Consider the following 18,162-nt stretch of genomic DNA (forward strand, 5'->3'; position numbering starts at 1 on the left):
TTAAAATCTTTCGATCGTTTATTTCTGTTTTATCTCCAGATGGTTAAATTTACTTATCGACCACGTTTTAAACGACCTACCTTTTATGGCAAAAGCTCAATCTAAAGAAAAGAAGATTTTTGTTTTAGACACCTCCGTTATCATTTACGAACACAACTCCATCATGAACTTCGATGAGCATGATGTAGGAATCCCGATAACCGTATTAGAAGAACTAGACCAGTTTAAAAAAGGCAATGACACCAAAAATTTCGAAGCTCGCGAGTTCACGCGTTTGCTAGATAAATTAGCTCAAGGCAAAATGCTTCATAATTGGAATAGCCTTAACGGAAAGTCCAAAGGCAAATTTAAAGTATTGATGCACTCCAAAAGCGAGGTAGATGCCAACGAAGTATTTGATGAGGCAAAAGCTGATCACAGAATTCTTAATTCTGCCTTGCTCCTGCAAGAAGAAAGCAAGGGAAAAAAAGTGATTTTGGTATCAAAAGATATCAACTTAAGGTTAAAGGCTAAATCTCTGGGACTACCCGCCGAAGACTACAATACCGGAAAAGTTAAGAATGTAAGTTCTTTATATTCAGGCAAAAAAATCCATGAGAAAATATCTCCTGATATGATCAATGAGCTATATGAAAAAGGCTCTTGCGATCCTAACGAAGCTTTAGGAAGTCTGAAACCATTAAAAAACAGCTATTACATACTAAAAAGTGGAAAAAAGTCTATTCTGGCTACCTACAATGCCATTACAGATAAAATAGAACATGTAGAAAAGAGAGCTGTGTATGGCATAAAACCAAGAAACGCGGAGCAAACCTTTGCTATTCATGCCATTTTGAACCCTGAAATAAAGCTCGTGACCATGCAAGGAGTAGCCGGAACCGGAAAAACACTTATTGCCCTGGCCGCTGCATTAGAGCAGAAAAGAAACTTTAAACAAATATACCTGGCCCGACCTATTGTGCCACTGAGCAATAAGGATATCGGTTTCTTACCAGGCGATATCAAGTCAAAGATAAACCCTTATATGGAGCCTCTGTGGGATAACCTTAAGTTCATCCAAAACCAATATCATGAGTCTGACAAGGAATATGCTAAGCTCACTGAAATGGTTAATCAGGAAAAACTGGTGATCACACCCCTAGCTTACATTCGTGGACGCAGCTTGTCAAACATCTGCTTTATAGTAGATGAAGCTCAAAATTTAACGCCGCATGAAGTAAAAACCATTATCACCCGAGCTGGAGAAAACACCAAAATCATTTTCACTGGAGACATTTATCAAATTGACACTCCTTATCTGGACTCTCAAAGCAATGGTCTCTCCTACTTAATTGATAGAGTTAAAAATCATGATTTATATGCTCACATCACTTTGGAAAAAGGAGAACGATCAGAATTGGCGAATCTGGCAAATGAACTTCTTTAATAACACTTACTTTTTTGATGTGATCAACTTTATTCAATATATTGGCAACATGAAAATTATCAAAGCCCATGGTTTGCTTATAGCACTGATCATTTTAGGTACCAGCTGCTCCAAAACAGAAAAAAAAGATACTACTGAAGAAAATACTGTAGAAAGTAAAATAGATTCTCTATCCTATACTTTTAACGATTACTCCAAAGAGTACGGAAAGTGTGAGACGGATACATCTGCTTATTGCACCAGAATTCAGCTCAACTACCCTGAATTTGATACAGAAGAACACCCATCACAAGCCAGAGCTATTAATGAGCAAATAGAATCGTATGTGCTTAATCAGTTTTTCCCTGACACGGTAGAAAACAAGTCTATAGCCATGTTTGTAGAAGGCTTTATTGAGGATTATAAAGAAGTAAAAGAAGCCTTTGGTGAAGCTTTTGGCTGGTACGCAAAAATTAATGGTAAAGTACTGAGAAATGACTCTATTTCAGTAACTGTAGAGCTTACTGCCGATATCTATACCGGAGGTGCTCATGGCAGCTTTGACTTGCATTACCTTAATTTCGACCCTTCTACCGGAGACCTGATTGATTTCGAATCTCTATTTGAGCCAAATTACAGTGATAAGCTCAATGAGATAGTAGAGCAAAAATTTAGAGAAACCTATAAGATAGAACCTGGTACGGACTTGGGAGATGAAGGTTATGAGTTTGAAGATGGGCTATACTATAACATCAACAATTTTGCTTTACTTGAAGATGGAATAAAGTTTTATTACAATAGCTACGAAATAGCTCCTTACGCCAAGGGTCCTTCTGAGGTATTTGTCAGTTATGCGGATCTGAAAGAAATATTAAAGACGACTAAAGAAGATATAGCGGTGTAAAACACCTGCCGAACTTTTAGCCCGACAGGTATATTCAAAACAACTTATTTAATTTCAAAAACTACCACTGAAAAGGGAGGTAATGACATAGTTATTTCTCCTTTTTTAGATTTGAACTTTTTAAACTCAGCTGGCTTTATTTTCTCTGGTTGCTCAAAAGTATTATGATCTTGCAGCTGATCTGAGGTTAAGATTTGTGCTGTTACATTCTTAAGGTTAACACCTTCCAAATTGAAGGTAACATCATTAGCTTTATGAGCATCTATATTTACTACAGAAATATGAATATTACCTTCACCGTCCTTAGAAGCAGACGCTGAAATAGCTGGTAACTTATCCTCTCCAAATGCATAATACTTTTGGTTCATTTCAATAGGAAGCAGGTCTGCATCCTGATGTACGTTATACATTTTCATCACCCAGTAAGTAGGTGTAAGTATCATCTTCTCTTCGTCTGTAAGTATCACGGCTTGCAACACATTGATAGCCTGAGCCAGGTTGGCCATTTTCACTCTTTTTGCATGGTTATTAAAAACATTCAGTGTGGTGCCAGCTATCATAGCATCTCGCATGGTGTTTTGTTGATATAAAAATCCGGGGTTAGTACCTGGCTCTACGTCATACCATCCACCCCACTCATCTACTACAAGAGCAATCTTGTTCTCAGGATCATACTTATCCATAATCTCACTATGCTTCTCTACTAGCTCTTCCATTTTAAGGGCTTCTTTCATTATTTTAAAATAATGCTCTTCAGAAAAAGTAGAAGCAGGTCCTTTATTAGACCAATCAATAACAGAATAATGATGAAGGGCCATTCCTTCAATCATGTTGTTGGGGATGTTTTTCATGAGTACTTCTGTCCAGTTATAGTCACCTGAACTAGCCCCAGAAGCTATTCTAAACAAACCTCCAGGCATAAAGGTCACATACCTTCTATAGACATCTGCATAATATTCGGGAGTCATATTACCTCCACAGCCCCAAGCTTCATTACCAATACCCCAGAACTTTACCTCCCAAGGTTTTTCTCTACCGTTCTCCAGTCTTAGCTTGGTCATAGGACTTACTCCGTCATGAGTAACATACTGTGCCCAGTCAGCCACCTCTTGCACGGTACCACTACCTACATTAGCTGAAAGGTATGGCTCAGTATCTAACAGCTCACACATATTTAAGAAATCGTGAGTACCGAAGCTATTATCTTCTGTAACACCACCCCACCATTTATTCACTATGGTAGGTCTTTCACCTTTAGGGCCTATACCATCTTGCCAATGATAAGTATCAGCAAAACAGCCTCCTGGCCAGCGAAGATTAGGGATTTTTAACTCTTTTAATGCTTCTACTACATCATTTCTTACGCCAGCAGTATTTGGTATTTTTGAATCTTCTCCTACGTAAAATCCTCCATATATACATCTACCCAAATGCTCGGCAAAGTGCCCATAAATATTTTTATCGATCTTAACACCAGCCTGATCAGCCTTAATGTTGATTTTCACTTCTTCTCCTTTTTGCGCCATCAGATGAGTAGTGAGCAGACAGCAGAAAAGGATGCTTAGGTTAAAAATTTTCATAGAGTTGCTTTTGATTTTTTATTATGTGTTAAATATACACTTATAATAAAACAACTACCATAAAATTTAGAAAACGTTTTCTAGACTATTAACCTTCAAGCCAAAAGCCGTTTTTATTCAATATATTTACTGAGTGTTTTTCTTAAAATAGCTTTATCTACGGGTTTTATTAAGTGCTCATCAAACCCTACATCCCTAGCTTGTTCCATTTTATCTTTATTACCCCATCCTGATTGAGATATAAATATAGTATTCTTAGCTTCTGGTGTTTCCTTTAACTTTGCACAGAGCTCAAAGCCATCCATATCAGGCATACCTATATCAAACAAGGCAAAATCAGGTTTAAAAGATTTAAATTTTTCAATAGCTTCTTTTCCACTAAATGCTGTAGCAATCTCATACCCTTCACTCATGAGCATTAGCTCATACATCTCCACTACATCAACATTATCATCCACTATCATCACTTTGCTCTTTCCCTTTTTAGACATTTGCTCACTCTCATTTGTCTCTGAATCACTATCTCCAGTAGATGTAGTAGTTGGGAGCATCACTTCAAACTCCGTCCCCTCTCCTTCACCGTCGCTCCTTGCTGTAATCTCTCCATCGTGTAAAGTCACTAGCTTTTCTACCAAAGTTAAGCCTATACCTAAGCCGCCCTTGGTTTTAGTGGAATAGGCATCAATCTGAGTAAACATAGTAAAAATAGAATCTAACTTATCTTTTGATATGCCAGCTCCATTATCCTTAATTTTCACACTAACCTTATCATCTTCTTGCTGCTCTACAGTTATAGCAATTATCCCTCCTACATCTGTATATTTCGCCGCATTATTGATGATATTAACGAAAACCTGGGTTAGGCGAGTATTATCTCCATACAATTCAATATCTTCATCAGCAAGGTTAAGTTGCAGCTCATGGCTTTTCTCTTCCAATAATCTTTGGCAGGTCTCTATCGCATTATTAATAATGTTATTAATGGTTAACCTTTCCTTTTCTAACTTCACCTTTCCCTGTGTTATTCGTGACACGTCCATGAGATCATCAATGAGGGTAGTCATATGACTTAGCTGCCTTTTCATGGTACCTATGATTTTAGTTTCCATAGGGTCATTTTCTCCTTCTTCCAGCAGCGTAATGCCTACGGTAAGTGGTGTCAGAGGATTTCTTAATTCATGAGCAAGTGTAGCCAAAAACTCATTCTTATACTTGCTCTGCTGCTGCAGCTGATCAATATTTTGACGCATAAGGTCTTGAACTTCCAATACATGAGCCATAAACACTTTGTTAAAGCGCTCTGCAGTCTCTATGTCATTCGTATTCCATTCTTTACTCTTATTGCGTATTGTTCTTCTATGTACGTTAAAAGATGAGCGGGGCATCAGCCTCTCTTTTTTAGGAGAATGTGCTGATTTTTCTTCCGGCACACCAGCCCATTTTTCTTCTATTACCTTTTCTTTTCTAAACCAAGCAGTAAAATAGCTCTTATTTTCTACTAATGGAGCCAATAAAACGCCGCGTATGCCATTCAGTTTATCCTCATTATCATACCATTCTCTCACATCTCGAGTAACTAAAGTCTCTTTGCCATTTGCACAACACCCATCATAAATTTCTTGCAAAACCTCTAAATCGGGCACTGTACCCAGCTTTATTATTTCAGACTCTGTATAAAATAAAAAGCCATCAGTATCGGTCATTTCCAACACCTCTTTTTCATTATTTCTAAATACATCTACAATAGGCTGATTAGAAGAAGTTTTATCCAGCATGCTATTAATAGATTTCTCGGTGACCTTTTTTCTATTAATAGTAAGCTCCTCTTCTTTAGCATAAAGGTGCCAGCTAAAAAGCTGACTGAGATTCTCACACTCTAACCTAACATTTTGTGGTATATATTTAGGCTTTCTGTTATGACAAGAAATAATACCCCATAAATGATCGTGAGTAACTAGAGACATAGACATGGAAGCCTCTAACCCTTGATTACGCACATATTGTAAATGTATAGGAGACAAGCTTCTTAACAGAGATTTAGTCATATCCAAAGGCTCTCTACCCGCAACTTTCACCTCCGGTATAATTATAGAAGGTTCAAGATTTACATCTGGCGTTAACCTCACCCAATTCTTCTTGTAAAGGGCTCTTGCTTGCTTAGGTATATCTGTAGCAGGATACATAAGATCCATATAAGAGTCCATATCTTCCTCCTTGGCCTCAGCTATAACCTTACCCGTATTATCATCATTAAATTTAAAAAGCACTACGCGATCATATCCACTCACATATTTTATAGTAGAAACTATCTCATCAGCCATTTGGGCTAAAGTCTTGTAAGCCTTAAACTTAGGAGCTACACTAGTAGCATATAACTTCATAAACTGAGTAGCACTATAGGCCTCTCGAAACTCACCTGCAGGCTCCAGCTCTATTACCATGTATTGAGAACTTTCATATACTACAGCGTAATAGTCTAAGGCCTTCTGATCCTTAATATAACTTGCCTTTAGGTTAAGTTGTACAGGAAGTCTAACCCCTTGTTTTTGAGCCCTTTGATAGGTCTCTTTTAAAAATGAAAGGTAATCCGAGCCATCTATCAAATCATAAAAGTTACTACCTATTATTTGAGATTCAGCTAATAGACCTTGAACATTTTCACTTATAATAGCTATAATGCCAGATTCAAAATTAATTCCAAACAAATACCCATATCCTTGAATAGACTCGGGAATATGTATGGGCTCATCTTCACAATGATCGAAGTCCAGAGAATCAATATCTAATTGCATAGTCACTTTTGATGAATTCATTACTTTAAAACATACTAAAGCTAGTTTAGTTACTCTTACTAGCTATAAAATCTAGCAAAGCTAGCATTTCTAATAGAATTAAAAGATCTATTCTTAACACTAAAAGCACTAGAAAACCATTATTTTAAATCAAATTTGCACCGCTTTTATATAAAATTAACTTGATCAATTTATCTTTTCATAGCAGGTAGTAATGTTTGATTTCAGACTTCAGGTATTTAAAACTGTAGCCAAGAGGCTCAACTTCACCAAAGCAGCTCAGGAGCTCTCTATTACACAGCCAGCTGTAACTAAACATGTAAAAGAGATAGAGCAGTACTTTCAAATAAAACTTTTTGATAGAAATGGCACCAAAATAAAGCTCACCCCTGCAGGAGAAATGTTACTCCAGTATTCAGAGCAGATTTTTGATATTTACAAAAACCTGGAGATAGACCTTAATGCGCTGGCCAGTAAGCATGGCGGCCGACTAAAAATAGGCGCTAGTACCACCGTTGCTCAGTACGTATTACCTCCTGTTATCGCTGCCTTTCATCAAAAGTTTAAAGATATCAATATTACCCTAGACACAGGCAACACAGAAAAAATAGAACAATCGCTGCTAGATGGTAAAATTGACTTAGGTATTATCGAAGGACAATCAAAAGCAGCAGGACTTAAGTATAGTCCTTTTCTGAAAGATGAAATAGTACTCATTACTAACAGCCGATCACCTTTATCAAGAAAGCCAGCCATTACTGTAGATCAGTTGAAAGAAATACCCTTGCTTATGCGTGAGCCGGGTTCAGGCACGCTTGAAGTAATACACTACGCATTGAAAGAGAAGGGCTTATCTTCCTCTAATTTGAGAATGGAAATGCAGCTTAGCAATACCGAAAGCATCAAGCTTTATTTACTCAATTCACCCTGTGCATCATTTCTTTCTATTCACTCTGTATTAAAAGAGTTAAAGACTGGTGAGATGTCTATTATCGATATTCAAGACCTTACTATTGAGCGATATTTCAACTTCATACAAGCTCAAGGACAAAGCAATAACCTGGTAGAGCTTTTCATCAAATTTACTTCCCGTTATAACTATAGGTAATAACTAATCACTAAATGTGATTTCCTTAGCATTATAACTCTGCTCAGTTTTGCTTTATATAAAACAAGAAAAACAGCAAAACTCATGAGTGGCGAAAAATATTACTTACTCAATCGGCTCAACAAAAACATTTCATTACATAAAGTAATATTTGTCTTTGTAGCCTGTCTTACTCTGATACCCATCATCTCACCCCCTATGGCTTTGCTCCTAGGTATTATCATTGCTCAGACAGTAGGCAACCCGTACTTAAACCTTAACCATAAAATAACGCAGCTACTCTTACAATTTTCTGTTGTAGGACTAGGCTTTGGCATGAACATACAAGAAGCTATACATGCTGGGTCAACAGGCTTCACCTTAACCCTATTTTCTATAACCGGCACACTGCTATTGGGAATAGGATTAGCGAAAGTCTTTAAAATAGACAAAATAACCTCTTATCTGACTTCTGTAGGCACTGCCATTTGTGGAGGCAGCGCTATTGCAGCCATTTCACCCGTAGTACAGGCTAAGGAAAAACAAATATCTGTAGCACTAGGAATAGTCTTTATTCTTAACTCCATTGCCCTATTTATTTTTCCCTTGGTAGGTCACGCACTTCAGTTGAGCCAGCAGCAATTTGGCCTATGGTGCGCCATTGCTATCCATGATACCAGCTCAGTAGTAGGTGCAGCTGCCAACTATGGAAACGAAGCCTTAGAAATAGCCACCACCGTAAAACTAGCCCGCGCTTTGTGGATTATTCCTGTGGCTTTAATCACTACCCTAGCCTTTAAGCAAGGCAAGAAAAAGGTAAAGATTCCCTACTTCATTGGCTATTTCATTATTGCCATGTGCATCAACAGTTACTTCCCATGGGTGCAGGCTCACAATCAAATTATGGTAAACATTGCTAAAGCAGGCCTCACATTAACCCTATTTTTAATTGGAAGTGGACTATCAAAAAAGGTACTACATTTTGTGGGATTAAAACCAATGCTACAAGGCATCATCCTTTGGGTAACCATATCACTAATTTCTTTATCAGTAATTATTAATTTATAATTTTTCGCCCACCAACATAATAAACGCTAAAATTCCTTTAAAAAAGTGACAATTACTGGCTTCAGCTTTTTATTCGATCATAGAAGGGCAAAACAATTCAATTCTATGGCCGTTTTATTCTCTACACCTAAAACGGAATGCTATGATAGTTGATAGAAATCTAAAATGGAAACATATACTCCACTATACATGGAGAAGCATCATTTACTTTTCTCTTCTTTCCGTTACGGTTTATGCGCTTCATGTTGAGTTTGATCTCTCTAAGCTATCAATACCTTTTAATGCTATAGCCACTTTAAGTACGGCACTGGCCATATTTCTGGGTTTTAAAAGTAACAATGCCTATGACAGGTGGTGGGAAGCCAGGAAAATATGGGGACTATTGGTGAACTACAGCCGTGCATGGGGCCGAGAAGTACTTTCTTTATCCATTTCAGCTGATTATGAAGATGATCAAGCACTTAAAAAGTGGCAAACTAAAGTCATCAACAGACACATTGCCTTTGTTCATGGTTTAAGGGTATTTTTGAGAAAAAAGCATGCCTATAATGAAAATGGCATTACAGAAATAATCGAGGACAACAATCGCTATGAAGACCTTAAAGATTTTTTAAGCGAAGAAGAATATAAGCTTATTTTAACCAAAAAGAACCCCCCTAACTATCTACTTAAGCTACAAGGTAAAGACCTAACCACCGCCTTTAAAAATGGATGGATCTCTGATTACCGCTTTGTGAGACTAGATGAGACGCTCACAGAGTTCAACAATCATCAGGGAATGAGCGAGCGAATTAAAAACACCCCTTTCCCCAGGCCTTATAGTTTTTTCTCAAGAGCTTTTGTACTCATTCATGGTACGTTAATTCCCTTTGCTTTCATTGAAGAACTGGGCTGGATTAACATTCCTCTTTCCTTATTAATCAACTTTGTGTTTTTGACATTAGATTTAATAGGTGAAAGACATGAAGATCCTTTTGAAAATAAACTGGAAGATACGCCTATCACCTCTATTAGTCTTACGATAGAAGAAAATCTAAAAGAAATGCAGGATCGTACTGACTTACCACCAAAACCTGAGCCAGTACACGGTGTAGTATTTTAATGAGAATATGCCATAAAAGATGCCTGTCGAAATCGACAGGCATCTTTTATTTCAAGTGTTTTAAAATTGCCATCACATCTTCATCTCCAAATTCTTTAACGGCCTCTTGAAATGTATCATGTGTAGCCAGCCCCACTTTCCCTTTCAAGCCACTGCCTTTAGCATACCTCAAGTCTTTGGCCAAATGATCTAGCGTAAAAGCCGCTTTATAGTTATCATTAAGCACGGCATCACTTTTTATATTTAAATATGGACTACCTAATGCTCCGGCCTTCAAAATATTTAGGAAGGTGGCAGCATCTACCCCCATACTTTTACTAAACTTAATGGTTTCTGCCAGGCCCTGAGTTACAATCCCCAGAAAAGTATTCACCGCTAATTTAGCTGCATTGCCAGTACCCACTTCTCCGATATACACTACAGCCTTACCGATTTTCTCCAGCAGAGGCCTCACCTGATCTACCACATCTTCATCTCCTCCGGCTATTATCACCAGGCTGGCCTCTTCTGCTTGTTTCACACTACCAGACACTGGCGCATCAATATATTCCAGCTGCTGGGCCTTACATCTTTCTGCCATCTTCTTACTCATCTCCGGAGTAATAGTACTCATATTCACTATCACTTTGCCCGAAGCAGATGAAGAAAGCAGACCATTATCTCCTGTGAAAATTTCTTCCACAGCATCATCATCAGAGATCATTACAAAAATCACCTCCACTTTTTCTAACATACTCCCTAGCGAATCAATAAATTGCGCTCCCTGATCGATCAGCGGCTTGGCCTTTTCTTTGGTGCGGTTATATACCAATAAATCATGTCCCGCTCGTAATATTTTTTCTGACATGGGTACTCCCATTTTCCCCATTCCTATCCATCCTATTTTCATCATTTACTTTTTTACTTTCTAAACATCGCTGATTGCAATAGGTTATAAGTCCATAGCCATCTGTATATTAGCGCGTTCATATGGCGTAGTTCGGCCAGCGACTTTTTTAAAGCCAAGCTTTTCATATAAAGAAATAGCCGCTTTTAATGTGGTATTACTTTCCAGGTACAAATTAGAACTACCAAGAGACCTAGCTTTTTCTTTGATGGCATTGCCTAAAATAAGTCCAATTCCTTTGCCCTGAGCTTTAGGGGAAACGGCCATCTTGGCCAATTCATAGTCATAAGTATCATCGTTCATCTTTACCAGCGCACACACGCCAAGAGGTTCTCCTTTATATAAAGCAACTAATATAGCGCCTCCATTATTAATGATATAACCTTGCGGATCTTCCAGGCTTTTTATATCCTGAGGTTCCAACTTAAAATATTGAGAAATCCATTCTTCATTTAATGCTTTAAAAACCTCCCTATACTTGGGTTGATACTCCACCACCTCTACCTCTTTACTTTCCCTCAATTTCTTTTGCTCCAAAACCCTCCGCAAGAGCGGTTTTTGTTCTAATAAATACTCCCACTCCTCAATAGCATGCCACAAGTTATTTTGAGTTTGAGACATGATATCTTCCACAGCATTATTAACATCTGCTAACTGACTTTGCAGTTTTTTATTAATCTCAATCGCCTTTGTTGAAAGAGAAACGACATTTCTACGGCCATCCGTCTCATCTTTTTCCTCCTTAATGAGTCCTTCTTTATTCATTTCTCTCACTATTGTGCTTACTGATGGATGCGAATGACCTATTTCTTTAGAAATATCTGTAATAGATTTAGCCTCTCCTTTAGAAAGTATATAAAAAACAGGAAACCACTTAGGCTGCAGGCGTACGCCATATAAATTATACACCTTGGCAGCATCAGTTGTGACTTTTTCTGTCAACAACCTTAACCTACTGCCGATAGCCATCTTTCCTACTTCGTTAAAAAACTCCATACAATTTCAGTTACGTAATCAGTTACGCAAATATAATTATAATTTGAAATTCTCAATTTTAAGTATCCAATTTTTCTACCTTTGTACTCAAAAAAAGATGATCCGATCTCATTCTTATTCCACTTCTCTCACCTGGACGGGAAACCAAGGCAAAGGCACTTCTAATTACAATAGTTACGAACGCTCTTATACCATATCCACAGAGGGTAAAACTGATATTTTGGGCTCAGCTGACCCTGCTTTTAGGGGTGATGCCAGCAAGTATAATCCTGAAGAAATGCTCTTAGCTTCATTATCATCTTGCCACATGCTATGGTACTTGCACCTTTGCTCCACTGCTGGAATTACGGTTACTCACTACGAAGATAATGCTGAAGGAATTATGGAAGAACACAAAAATGGAAGTGGTAGATTCACAGAAGTAATATTGAAACCCATAGTTAAAATTACTGATGAAAGTCAAATAGAAAAAGCTGAAGAGCTCCACTCAGAAGCTAACAAGATGTGTTTCATTGCTAACTCGTGCAATTTTCCAGTGAAACATGTGGCAGAAATAAAAGCAGTTTAATAAATAGGGACGGTAACACTTTAGTGATATTTATTCTATAGGCAACTCACCTACTTAGCAGTTGTTTTTCAACCGAAATAAAAGGCAATTCATCCATAATTCCTACATGTCAAAATTTTATTCTTGATCCAAAAACATTTTTTAACTTATTTTGTTATTCGCCTCATTTAAAATGAGACGATTTCTTTAGTATTGACTTACATTTTTTAATTTATTGTTATGATCAAGTCTGAAATCATCTGGTTCCACCTATTGCTAGGATTAGGCATTATTTTTTATGAACTAGCTTTAAACAACATCATTGAAGTCACTTTCTGGACCATGCTCACAGGAGCTGAATGGATGGTCTTTAGAAAACTGGGGTTAATCAGTTAACTCATCCCTATTACGGTTATTATTCTCGTTCAGCAGGTGCATGAGCTTAGTCAACGTTTGCTTAAAGCTTTGCACCTCCTGCAATGAGACTTCGTCAGTGCTCATTTGATTTACAATAGACTGAGGAACACAAGCCGCTTTCTCTTGAAGACCCTTCCCATCAGGAGTTAATGACACTATCACTTTTCTTTCATCAAGCTGAGAACGCCTACGCCTGACCAGGTTTTTCTGCTCCATTCGCTTCAGCAGAGGCGTCAACGTATTAGATTCCAAATACAGCAGGCTACTAATTTCATTTACTGACAGGTGATCCTCCTTCCATAATACCAGCAGCACTAAATATTGCGGATAAGTGATATCCAGATCGGCCAACAAAGGAGTATATAATTTAGTAACCATTCTGGAAACAGCATATAATGGAAAACATATTTGATTTTCCAACCACAACTGCTCAGAACTACTGTATTCATCGCTTTTATTCATTCTTTTTAACTAGACTTTTTATTTAATAAAGCCTTTAATGCACCGCTAGACCACAAGGCCCATAATATAAGTACCGGCTGAAAAAATAATCTTATTAAACGCTTTTTATCAGTATCAAGGCCAAAGGCATCTATTTCGTTTACGTACTGAGCAATATTTCCTGGAAATATAAGTACATAAAAAATGGCTAAAGCAAGCCCTACCCAAACTTTAAACTTAGATAGAAAAACCATCGAAACCCCTAAAACCAACTCTACTATTCCTGACAAAATTACCACTAAATCTTTAGATAAAGGCACCCAATCAGGCACCTGAGCCTGAAACTCTGCTCTTTGAAAAGTCATATGCCCTACGGCAGCCATAATCATAAACAGCCCTAAAATTATCCTGAATACTTTTTGAACTGTACTGGTGTGAATATTCTTAACTATCATTTTTAATATCGTCTATTAGTTTATCGTGTGCGATATAAATATAACAGTTTCATATTAGATAGGTTCAAACAAAAGTCATGGTTTCAATAACTTTTGGCTATTTAAAAGCGTAGAGTTATCACAAAAGACTATCTTAACTACGTACAAGTTTATAGATCATGACTTACACATTAGAAAATAATCATTTAAAAATAAGTGCGAAATCGCAGGGAGCTGAGCTCACCTCTATTTTCAATAAAACCACAGGACAAGAAATGCTTTGGGAAGGCAATCCTGATTTCTGGGGCCGACACGCCCCTATTTTATTTCCATTTGTAGGTAAACTAAACAATAATAGTTTTTCTTTCCAAGGTACCGAATACCCCATGAGCCAACACGGCTTTGCCAGAGATATGGATTTTGAACTGGATCAGCAATCCGACAGTAAAATTGTTTTCAAATTAAAATCCAATGCCGACACTCGAAAGAAATATCCCTTTTCATTCGAACTTAAACTGGGTCATGAGCTACAGGATGAAACCATCACTCACTTCTATGAAATCAAAAACACGGGTGATGACACCATGCTTTATTCTATAGGAGGACACCCCGCCTACAGCATACAAGGTGATTTTGACACCTACGAACTCTCTTTTGAAAAAGAAGAGCCAGAATTAAAAAGAACACACTTGCATGATGGACTATTAGACCAAAAGAAAGCCTTCGAATTAAAGAATGAAAAGATATTACCTCTCAACTATCCTCTTTTTGCAGAAGACGCATTGGTTTTTGAAAGCTTGAATTCAAACAAAATAAGCCTTATAAATAAAGGATCTAAGCTACTGACCATGAACTTTGAAGATTTTCCTTTCTTCGGTATTTGGACTAAGCCCGGTGCACCCTTCTTATGCCTTGAGCCTTGGCTAGGCATTGCAGATGTAAAGGATTTTAGCGGAGACTTGTCTGAAAAGAAAGGTATAATGAAGCTTGAAGCAGGTCAGGTGGACCACTTCAAGTACGAGGTATCATTTTATTAAATCCTTAAAAAAAGCCTTCGAAAATCGATTATAGCATAGATTTTCAAAGTCTCTTTTGTAATACCTTTCTCAGCTAAGAAAAAATTATTCCATCCCTTCCCACCAATGATCAAAGGTCTGAGTAGTATCCTTTAAACGTACCACCTCACCGATTTTTGGTGTAACCAGAGGAAAATTATAATCCGCACTTAAACGACTGACTTCAGAAAGAGGTTCATCCCATGGGTGCCAGGCCAGTTTAAATTTTGACGAATGCACCGGAAACACACGCTTCGCTTTAAGATCTGATCCTGCCTTTAACGTTTGCTCTGGCAACATATGAATCGCTTCCCAAGCTTTATTATACTGGCCGTTTTCCAATATTGCTAAGTCAAAAGGGCCAAATTTATTACCGATATCAGCGAAATGAGTATCATACCCGCTATCCCCACCAATGTACAGCTTAAAGCCTTCTGCTTCTAACACGTAAGAACTCCACAAGGTATTATTTCTTTTAAAACCTCGCCCTGAAAAGTGTCTTGATGGGGTAAAATAAGCCTTAAATCCATCATCTAAATCCACTGCATCATACCAGTCTCCTTCTATAATCTGATCTTGAGTATACCCCCACAACTCAAAATGTGAACCTACACCCAATCCGCACATTACTTTACGTACTTTATCCTTCATAGCCACGATAGTTTGATAGTCCAAATGATCATAATGATCATGACTGATGAACAGATAATCTATATCCGGCATATCTTCAACGCCATAACCATTAGCTCCCGGAAAGGCATTTACAGAACTAGGAATAGGCGAGGCATTGCCACTAAAAACAGGGTCCACCAGAATTTTACGGCCATTAAGCTGAATAAAATAAGAAGAATGCCCAAACCAAACCAATACATTTTCATCAGGAGCGAAACTCTTTAGATCTGTAACTACAGAAGGTATACTATCTTTAGGCTGCGTCCTGGGGTGTTTTCCAAAAATCTGCTTATACATAACCCCCATCATGCTATAACCTTCTGTTAGCGTAGGGGTATGGTGAAAGTTTTCAAATACTCCATCTTTAAAATGTGACGATTTGCTCATCCTTTCTAATCGCTCTCCCTCCGGCTTCTTACCAAACAGATCTTGTGACATATAAAAGTATGTGGCAATAACAACCGCTACTACCACCCCTATAATTACTATCATTGTTCGCTTTATAATTTTAAAAAATCGATTCATGCATTACTAGACGTACGTAAGACATTTATATTTTAAGAAGACCTATTTTCGACTCTATTTTATTTAACAATTCTTATTTTTCAATTTAACCTTTTATTCCATCCATTTAGGATCCTGTTTTTCGATCTCTTTATTAATAACGCAATTATCATCATGCGCTCCTTTTAAGAAACCTATACTCATTAGAAATTCGCCTACAATTTCCCCTCCGGTAAAGCGGAAATTCTTCTTAAAAACCTTAACCCACTCCGCTTTAGTTTTAGGATGATGGTGCTCGAGCCACTTTTCAAAAGAGCCGTACTCCTGCTGTAGTTCTTTTATTTTTTTGGCATTTTCAATGGCAGCATTCACCTTTAGTTTATTTCGGATAATCCCAACATCTTGAAGTAACCTTTCTCTATCCTCTTCAGTATAGGCGGCTACCTTTTCAATATTAAAATTATCATAGGCCGCTCTAAAAGAGTCCTCCTTCTTGAGTATAGTTTCCCAGCTCAAACCCGCCTGATTGATCTCCATGATTAATCTCCCAAAGAGCTCATTATCATCGTGGATAGGAAAACCATAGTGATGATCATGATATTTTTTATGTAAAGACCTCCTCGGCTCAGGCATAGTCTTTATAACTTCACAGTATGACATTTAATTCTTCGTTTAGAATAGAAGAAACGGCGAGGATAACATGCTGTTTCGATATTTGAGAAAAACATTTTATTGGAAATCATCTATCTGGAGAATTATTAGCATCAATTCCAACCATAACATATCTATTCTTTCTATTAAGTAATTCATTTATAAAGCAAAAATCTCAAATACACTTGTGTTAATGAGGTTAGACACAGAACCACTGGCCCCTTTTTTACCCATTTGCAAGGAATTCATTAGTTTTAGGGTTTAATAGTTTGCTTATTCAAAATATTGATGAACACATTTGAATCTTATCTCCATGATTTTGTAAAGCTACCTCAAGAGTCAATGCAGGCCCTATTAGGGCTTTTTAAACCGGTTTCTATGGAGAAGCAATCGCATTTCGCTAAAGAAGGAGAATACTCAAAAAAGCTATGCTTTATAGAAGAGGGCATTATGCGCGCTTATTACAGAAACCCCAAAGGAGAAGAGTTTAACAAACTGTTTTTTGTTAACCCTGCCATAGTAGGAGGATACTCTTCGCTAATTACCGGCAACAAGAATATGATCAATATCCAATGCCTAACAGAATGCTCCTTGCTACAAGCCAGCTTTCAAGACATTCTTGATCTTTACGAGGAATATCCCTTAGTAGAGAGACTGAATAGAGTAATTGCTGAAGATTTCTTCGTAAAAAAGGAAAGACGGGAAATGACACTGGTAATGAATGATGCATCTGAAAGGTACAAGATATTTAAAGAGGAATACCCGAAGCTGGAAAATCAGATTGCCCAGTATCATGTAGCTTCATATTTGGGAGTTACCCCAACACAGCTGAGCCGGATCAGAGCAAAAAGGGACTAGTCGTTTTCTTTACATATGTAAATGTTTCTCAACCAAGAGCCGCCCATCTTTGCTTCATAATCAAATATTAAAAGTTATGGATCAAAGCACATTCACAACTCCGACAGAAGAGTATATATCTAAAAAGAGCTCTAAAAACAACAAAGAGAACATCAGCAAGCCCTCTAATGCCTTTGTGGCGGTATCCTGGTGCACACTTATCGTCGGTATGACGGCCTATTTCATTGGCCTTTATAATGCTGAAATGCTATTGAACGAAAAAGGATATTACTTTTCAATCATTATGTTTGGCTTATTCTCAGTGGTATCTGTACAAAAAAGTGTACGCGATAGACTGGAAGGAATTCCTGTAACTGACATCTATTACGGTATCAGTTGGTTTTCCGCATTATTAGCAGTAACGCTATTAGTAGTAGGTCTATGGAATGCAGAACTCACCTTAAGTGAAAAAGGGTTTTACGCCATGAGCTTTTTACTAAGTATGTTCTCAGCTATTGCCGTACAGAAAAACACCCGTGACCTTCAGAGTTACTCAGATAAAGATTAAAAATTATCAGTTAATAGGCTCCCAAAAGGGAGCCTATTAACTGATTCAGACATAGAAGATCAGGCTCAGCCCAAAAAGCGCATATATAAACACCATCAATCTCACGAAGATCTGCAAAAATCATTTACCTAATTATAAATTTTATAACCACCTCTCCTTTTTTAATCATTGTTTTAATATTTTCAAAAACAGATCATCATTATTTTAAAAATAATT

18 protein-coding genes are annotated in these 18,162 nt (G+C 37.5%); 10 read left to right on the forward strand and 8 right to left on the reverse strand.

The features are described 5' to 3' along the window. Positions 1-85 precede the first annotated feature (85 nt). Together JL102_RS09485 and JL102_RS09490 are read left to right on the forward strand one after the other, a co-directional pair. Positions 86-1,426, forward strand: a complete 1,341-nt coding sequence (locus JL102_RS09485; RefSeq protein WP_202244145.1) for a PhoH family protein — start codon at positions 86-88, stop codon at positions 1,424-1,426. Beyond that, entirely contained in the window at positions 1,359-2,309 is a 951-nt protein-coding gene (locus JL102_RS09490) for a DUF3298 and DUF4163 domain-containing protein (protein WP_202244146.1), read from the forward strand. Before JL102_RS09485 ends, JL102_RS09490 begins: the two co-directional genes overlap by 68 nt. Positions 2,310-2,353: 44 nt before the next feature. Here JL102_RS09490 and JL102_RS09495 read toward each other — a convergent pair whose 3' ends face one another. Then, positions 2,354-3,889 carry an alpha-N-arabinofuranosidase gene (locus JL102_RS09495; protein WP_202244147.1) on the reverse strand — a complete coding sequence of 512 codons (1,536 nt, stop codon included), beginning with the start codon at positions 3,887-3,889 and terminating at the stop codon, positions 2,354-2,356. 113 nt (positions 3,890-4,002) lie between these two features. Beyond that, positions 4,003-6,702, reverse strand: coding sequence for an ATP-binding protein (locus tag JL102_RS09500; RefSeq protein WP_202244148.1), 2,700 nt, complete (start codon positions 6,700-6,702; stop codon positions 4,003-4,005). Between the two features lie 193 nt (positions 6,703-6,895). Between JL102_RS09500 and JL102_RS09505 the strand changes: the two genes are divergently transcribed. The 3 genes from JL102_RS09505 to JL102_RS09515 all read left to right on the forward strand — a co-directional run bounded on the left by JL102_RS09505 (position 6,896) and on the right by JL102_RS09515 (position 9,938). Further along, on the forward strand, positions 6,896-7,789 hold the full coding sequence (locus tag JL102_RS09505; protein WP_202244149.1) for a LysR substrate-binding domain-containing protein: 894 nt from the start codon (positions 6,896-6,898) through the stop codon (positions 7,787-7,789). 84 nt (positions 7,790-7,873) lie between these two features. Further along, positions 7,874-8,836 (forward strand): YeiH family protein, encoded by a 963-nt coding sequence (locus tag JL102_RS09510; protein ID WP_202244150.1) that lies wholly within the window; start codon positions 7,874-7,876, stop codon positions 8,834-8,836. A gap of 142 nt (positions 8,837-8,978) precedes the next feature. Further along, the gene (locus tag JL102_RS09515) at positions 8,979-9,938 is read left to right on the forward strand and encodes a bestrophin family protein (protein ID WP_202244151.1); all 960 of its coding nucleotides are present in this window, start codon (positions 8,979-8,981) and stop codon (positions 9,936-9,938) included. Between the two features lie 46 nt (positions 9,939-9,984). On the opposite strand, the gene JL102_RS09520 is transcribed toward JL102_RS09515, so the two are convergent. Continuing rightward, a complete protein-coding gene (locus JL102_RS09520) occupies positions 9,985-10,830 on the reverse strand; it encodes an NAD(P)-dependent oxidoreductase (RefSeq protein ID WP_202244152.1) in 846 nt (281 codons plus the stop codon). A 39-nt stretch (positions 10,831-10,869) separates the two neighbouring features. Beyond that, a complete protein-coding gene (locus JL102_RS09525; RefSeq protein WP_237390533.1) occupies positions 10,870-11,820 on the reverse strand; it encodes a bifunctional helix-turn-helix transcriptional regulator/GNAT family N-acetyltransferase in 951 nt (316 codons plus the stop codon). Positions 11,821-11,917: 97 nt separating this feature from the next. On the opposite strand from JL102_RS09525, the gene JL102_RS09530 reads away from it, so the two are divergent. Then, positions 11,918-12,388: an OsmC family protein gene (locus JL102_RS09530; protein WP_202244153.1), complete on the forward strand. Its 471-nt coding sequence runs from the start codon at positions 11,918-11,920 to the stop codon at positions 12,386-12,388. Positions 12,389-12,607: 219 nt separating this feature from the next. Next, complete coding sequence (locus JL102_RS09535; RefSeq protein ID WP_202244154.1) at positions 12,608-12,763, forward strand: hypothetical protein; 156 nt, start codon at positions 12,608-12,610, stop codon at positions 12,761-12,763. Here JL102_RS09535 and JL102_RS09540 read toward each other — a convergent pair. After that, on the reverse strand, positions 12,752-13,246 hold the full coding sequence (locus JL102_RS09540; protein WP_202244155.1) for a MarR family winged helix-turn-helix transcriptional regulator: 495 nt from the start codon (positions 13,244-13,246) through the stop codon (positions 12,752-12,754). The genes JL102_RS09535 and JL102_RS09540 overlap by 12 nt on opposite strands. 5 nt (positions 13,247-13,251) lie before the next feature. Then, positions 13,252-13,680 carry a DoxX family protein gene (locus JL102_RS09545; protein WP_202244156.1) on the reverse strand — a complete coding sequence of 143 codons (429 nt, stop codon included), beginning with the start codon at positions 13,678-13,680 and terminating at the stop codon, positions 13,252-13,254. A gap of 158 nt (positions 13,681-13,838) precedes the next feature. On the opposite strand from JL102_RS09545, the gene JL102_RS09550 reads away from it, so the two are divergent. Beyond that, positions 13,839-14,696 (forward strand): aldose 1-epimerase family protein, encoded by an 858-nt coding sequence (locus JL102_RS09550; protein ID WP_202244157.1) that lies wholly within the window; start codon positions 13,839-13,841, stop codon positions 14,694-14,696. Between the two features lie 84 nt (positions 14,697-14,780). Here the strand turns inward: JL102_RS09550 and JL102_RS09555 are convergent, their stop codons facing one another. Both JL102_RS09555 and JL102_RS09560 read right to left on the reverse strand, forming a co-directional pair. Continuing rightward, entirely contained in the window at positions 14,781-15,878 is a 1,098-nt protein-coding gene (locus tag JL102_RS09555; RefSeq protein ID WP_202244158.1) for an MBL fold metallo-hydrolase, read from the reverse strand. Between the two features lie 126 nt (positions 15,879-16,004). Continuing rightward, positions 16,005-16,550: a DNA-3-methyladenine glycosylase I gene (locus JL102_RS09560; RefSeq protein ID WP_202244159.1), complete on the reverse strand. Its 546-nt coding sequence runs from the start codon at positions 16,548-16,550 to the stop codon at positions 16,005-16,007. A 279-nt stretch (positions 16,551-16,829) separates the two neighbouring features. Here JL102_RS09560 and JL102_RS09565 point away from each other — a divergent pair, with 279 nt between their 5' ends. Continuing rightward, positions 16,830-17,399, forward strand: a complete 570-nt coding sequence (locus JL102_RS09565; protein WP_202244160.1) for a Crp/Fnr family transcriptional regulator — start codon at positions 16,830-16,832, stop codon at positions 17,397-17,399. A gap of 76 nt (positions 17,400-17,475) precedes the next feature. Next, the gene (yiaA, locus tag JL102_RS09570) at positions 17,476-17,946 is read left to right on the forward strand and encodes an inner membrane protein YiaA (protein WP_202244161.1); all 471 of its coding nucleotides are present in this window, start codon (positions 17,476-17,478) and stop codon (positions 17,944-17,946) included. Positions 17,947-18,162: the final 216 nt, after the last annotated feature.

This window comes from Fulvivirga sediminis (assembly GCF_016757215.1).
GTDB classification, from domain to species: Bacteria; Bacteroidota; Bacteroidia; order Cytophagales; family Cyclobacteriaceae; genus Fulvivirga; species Fulvivirga sediminis.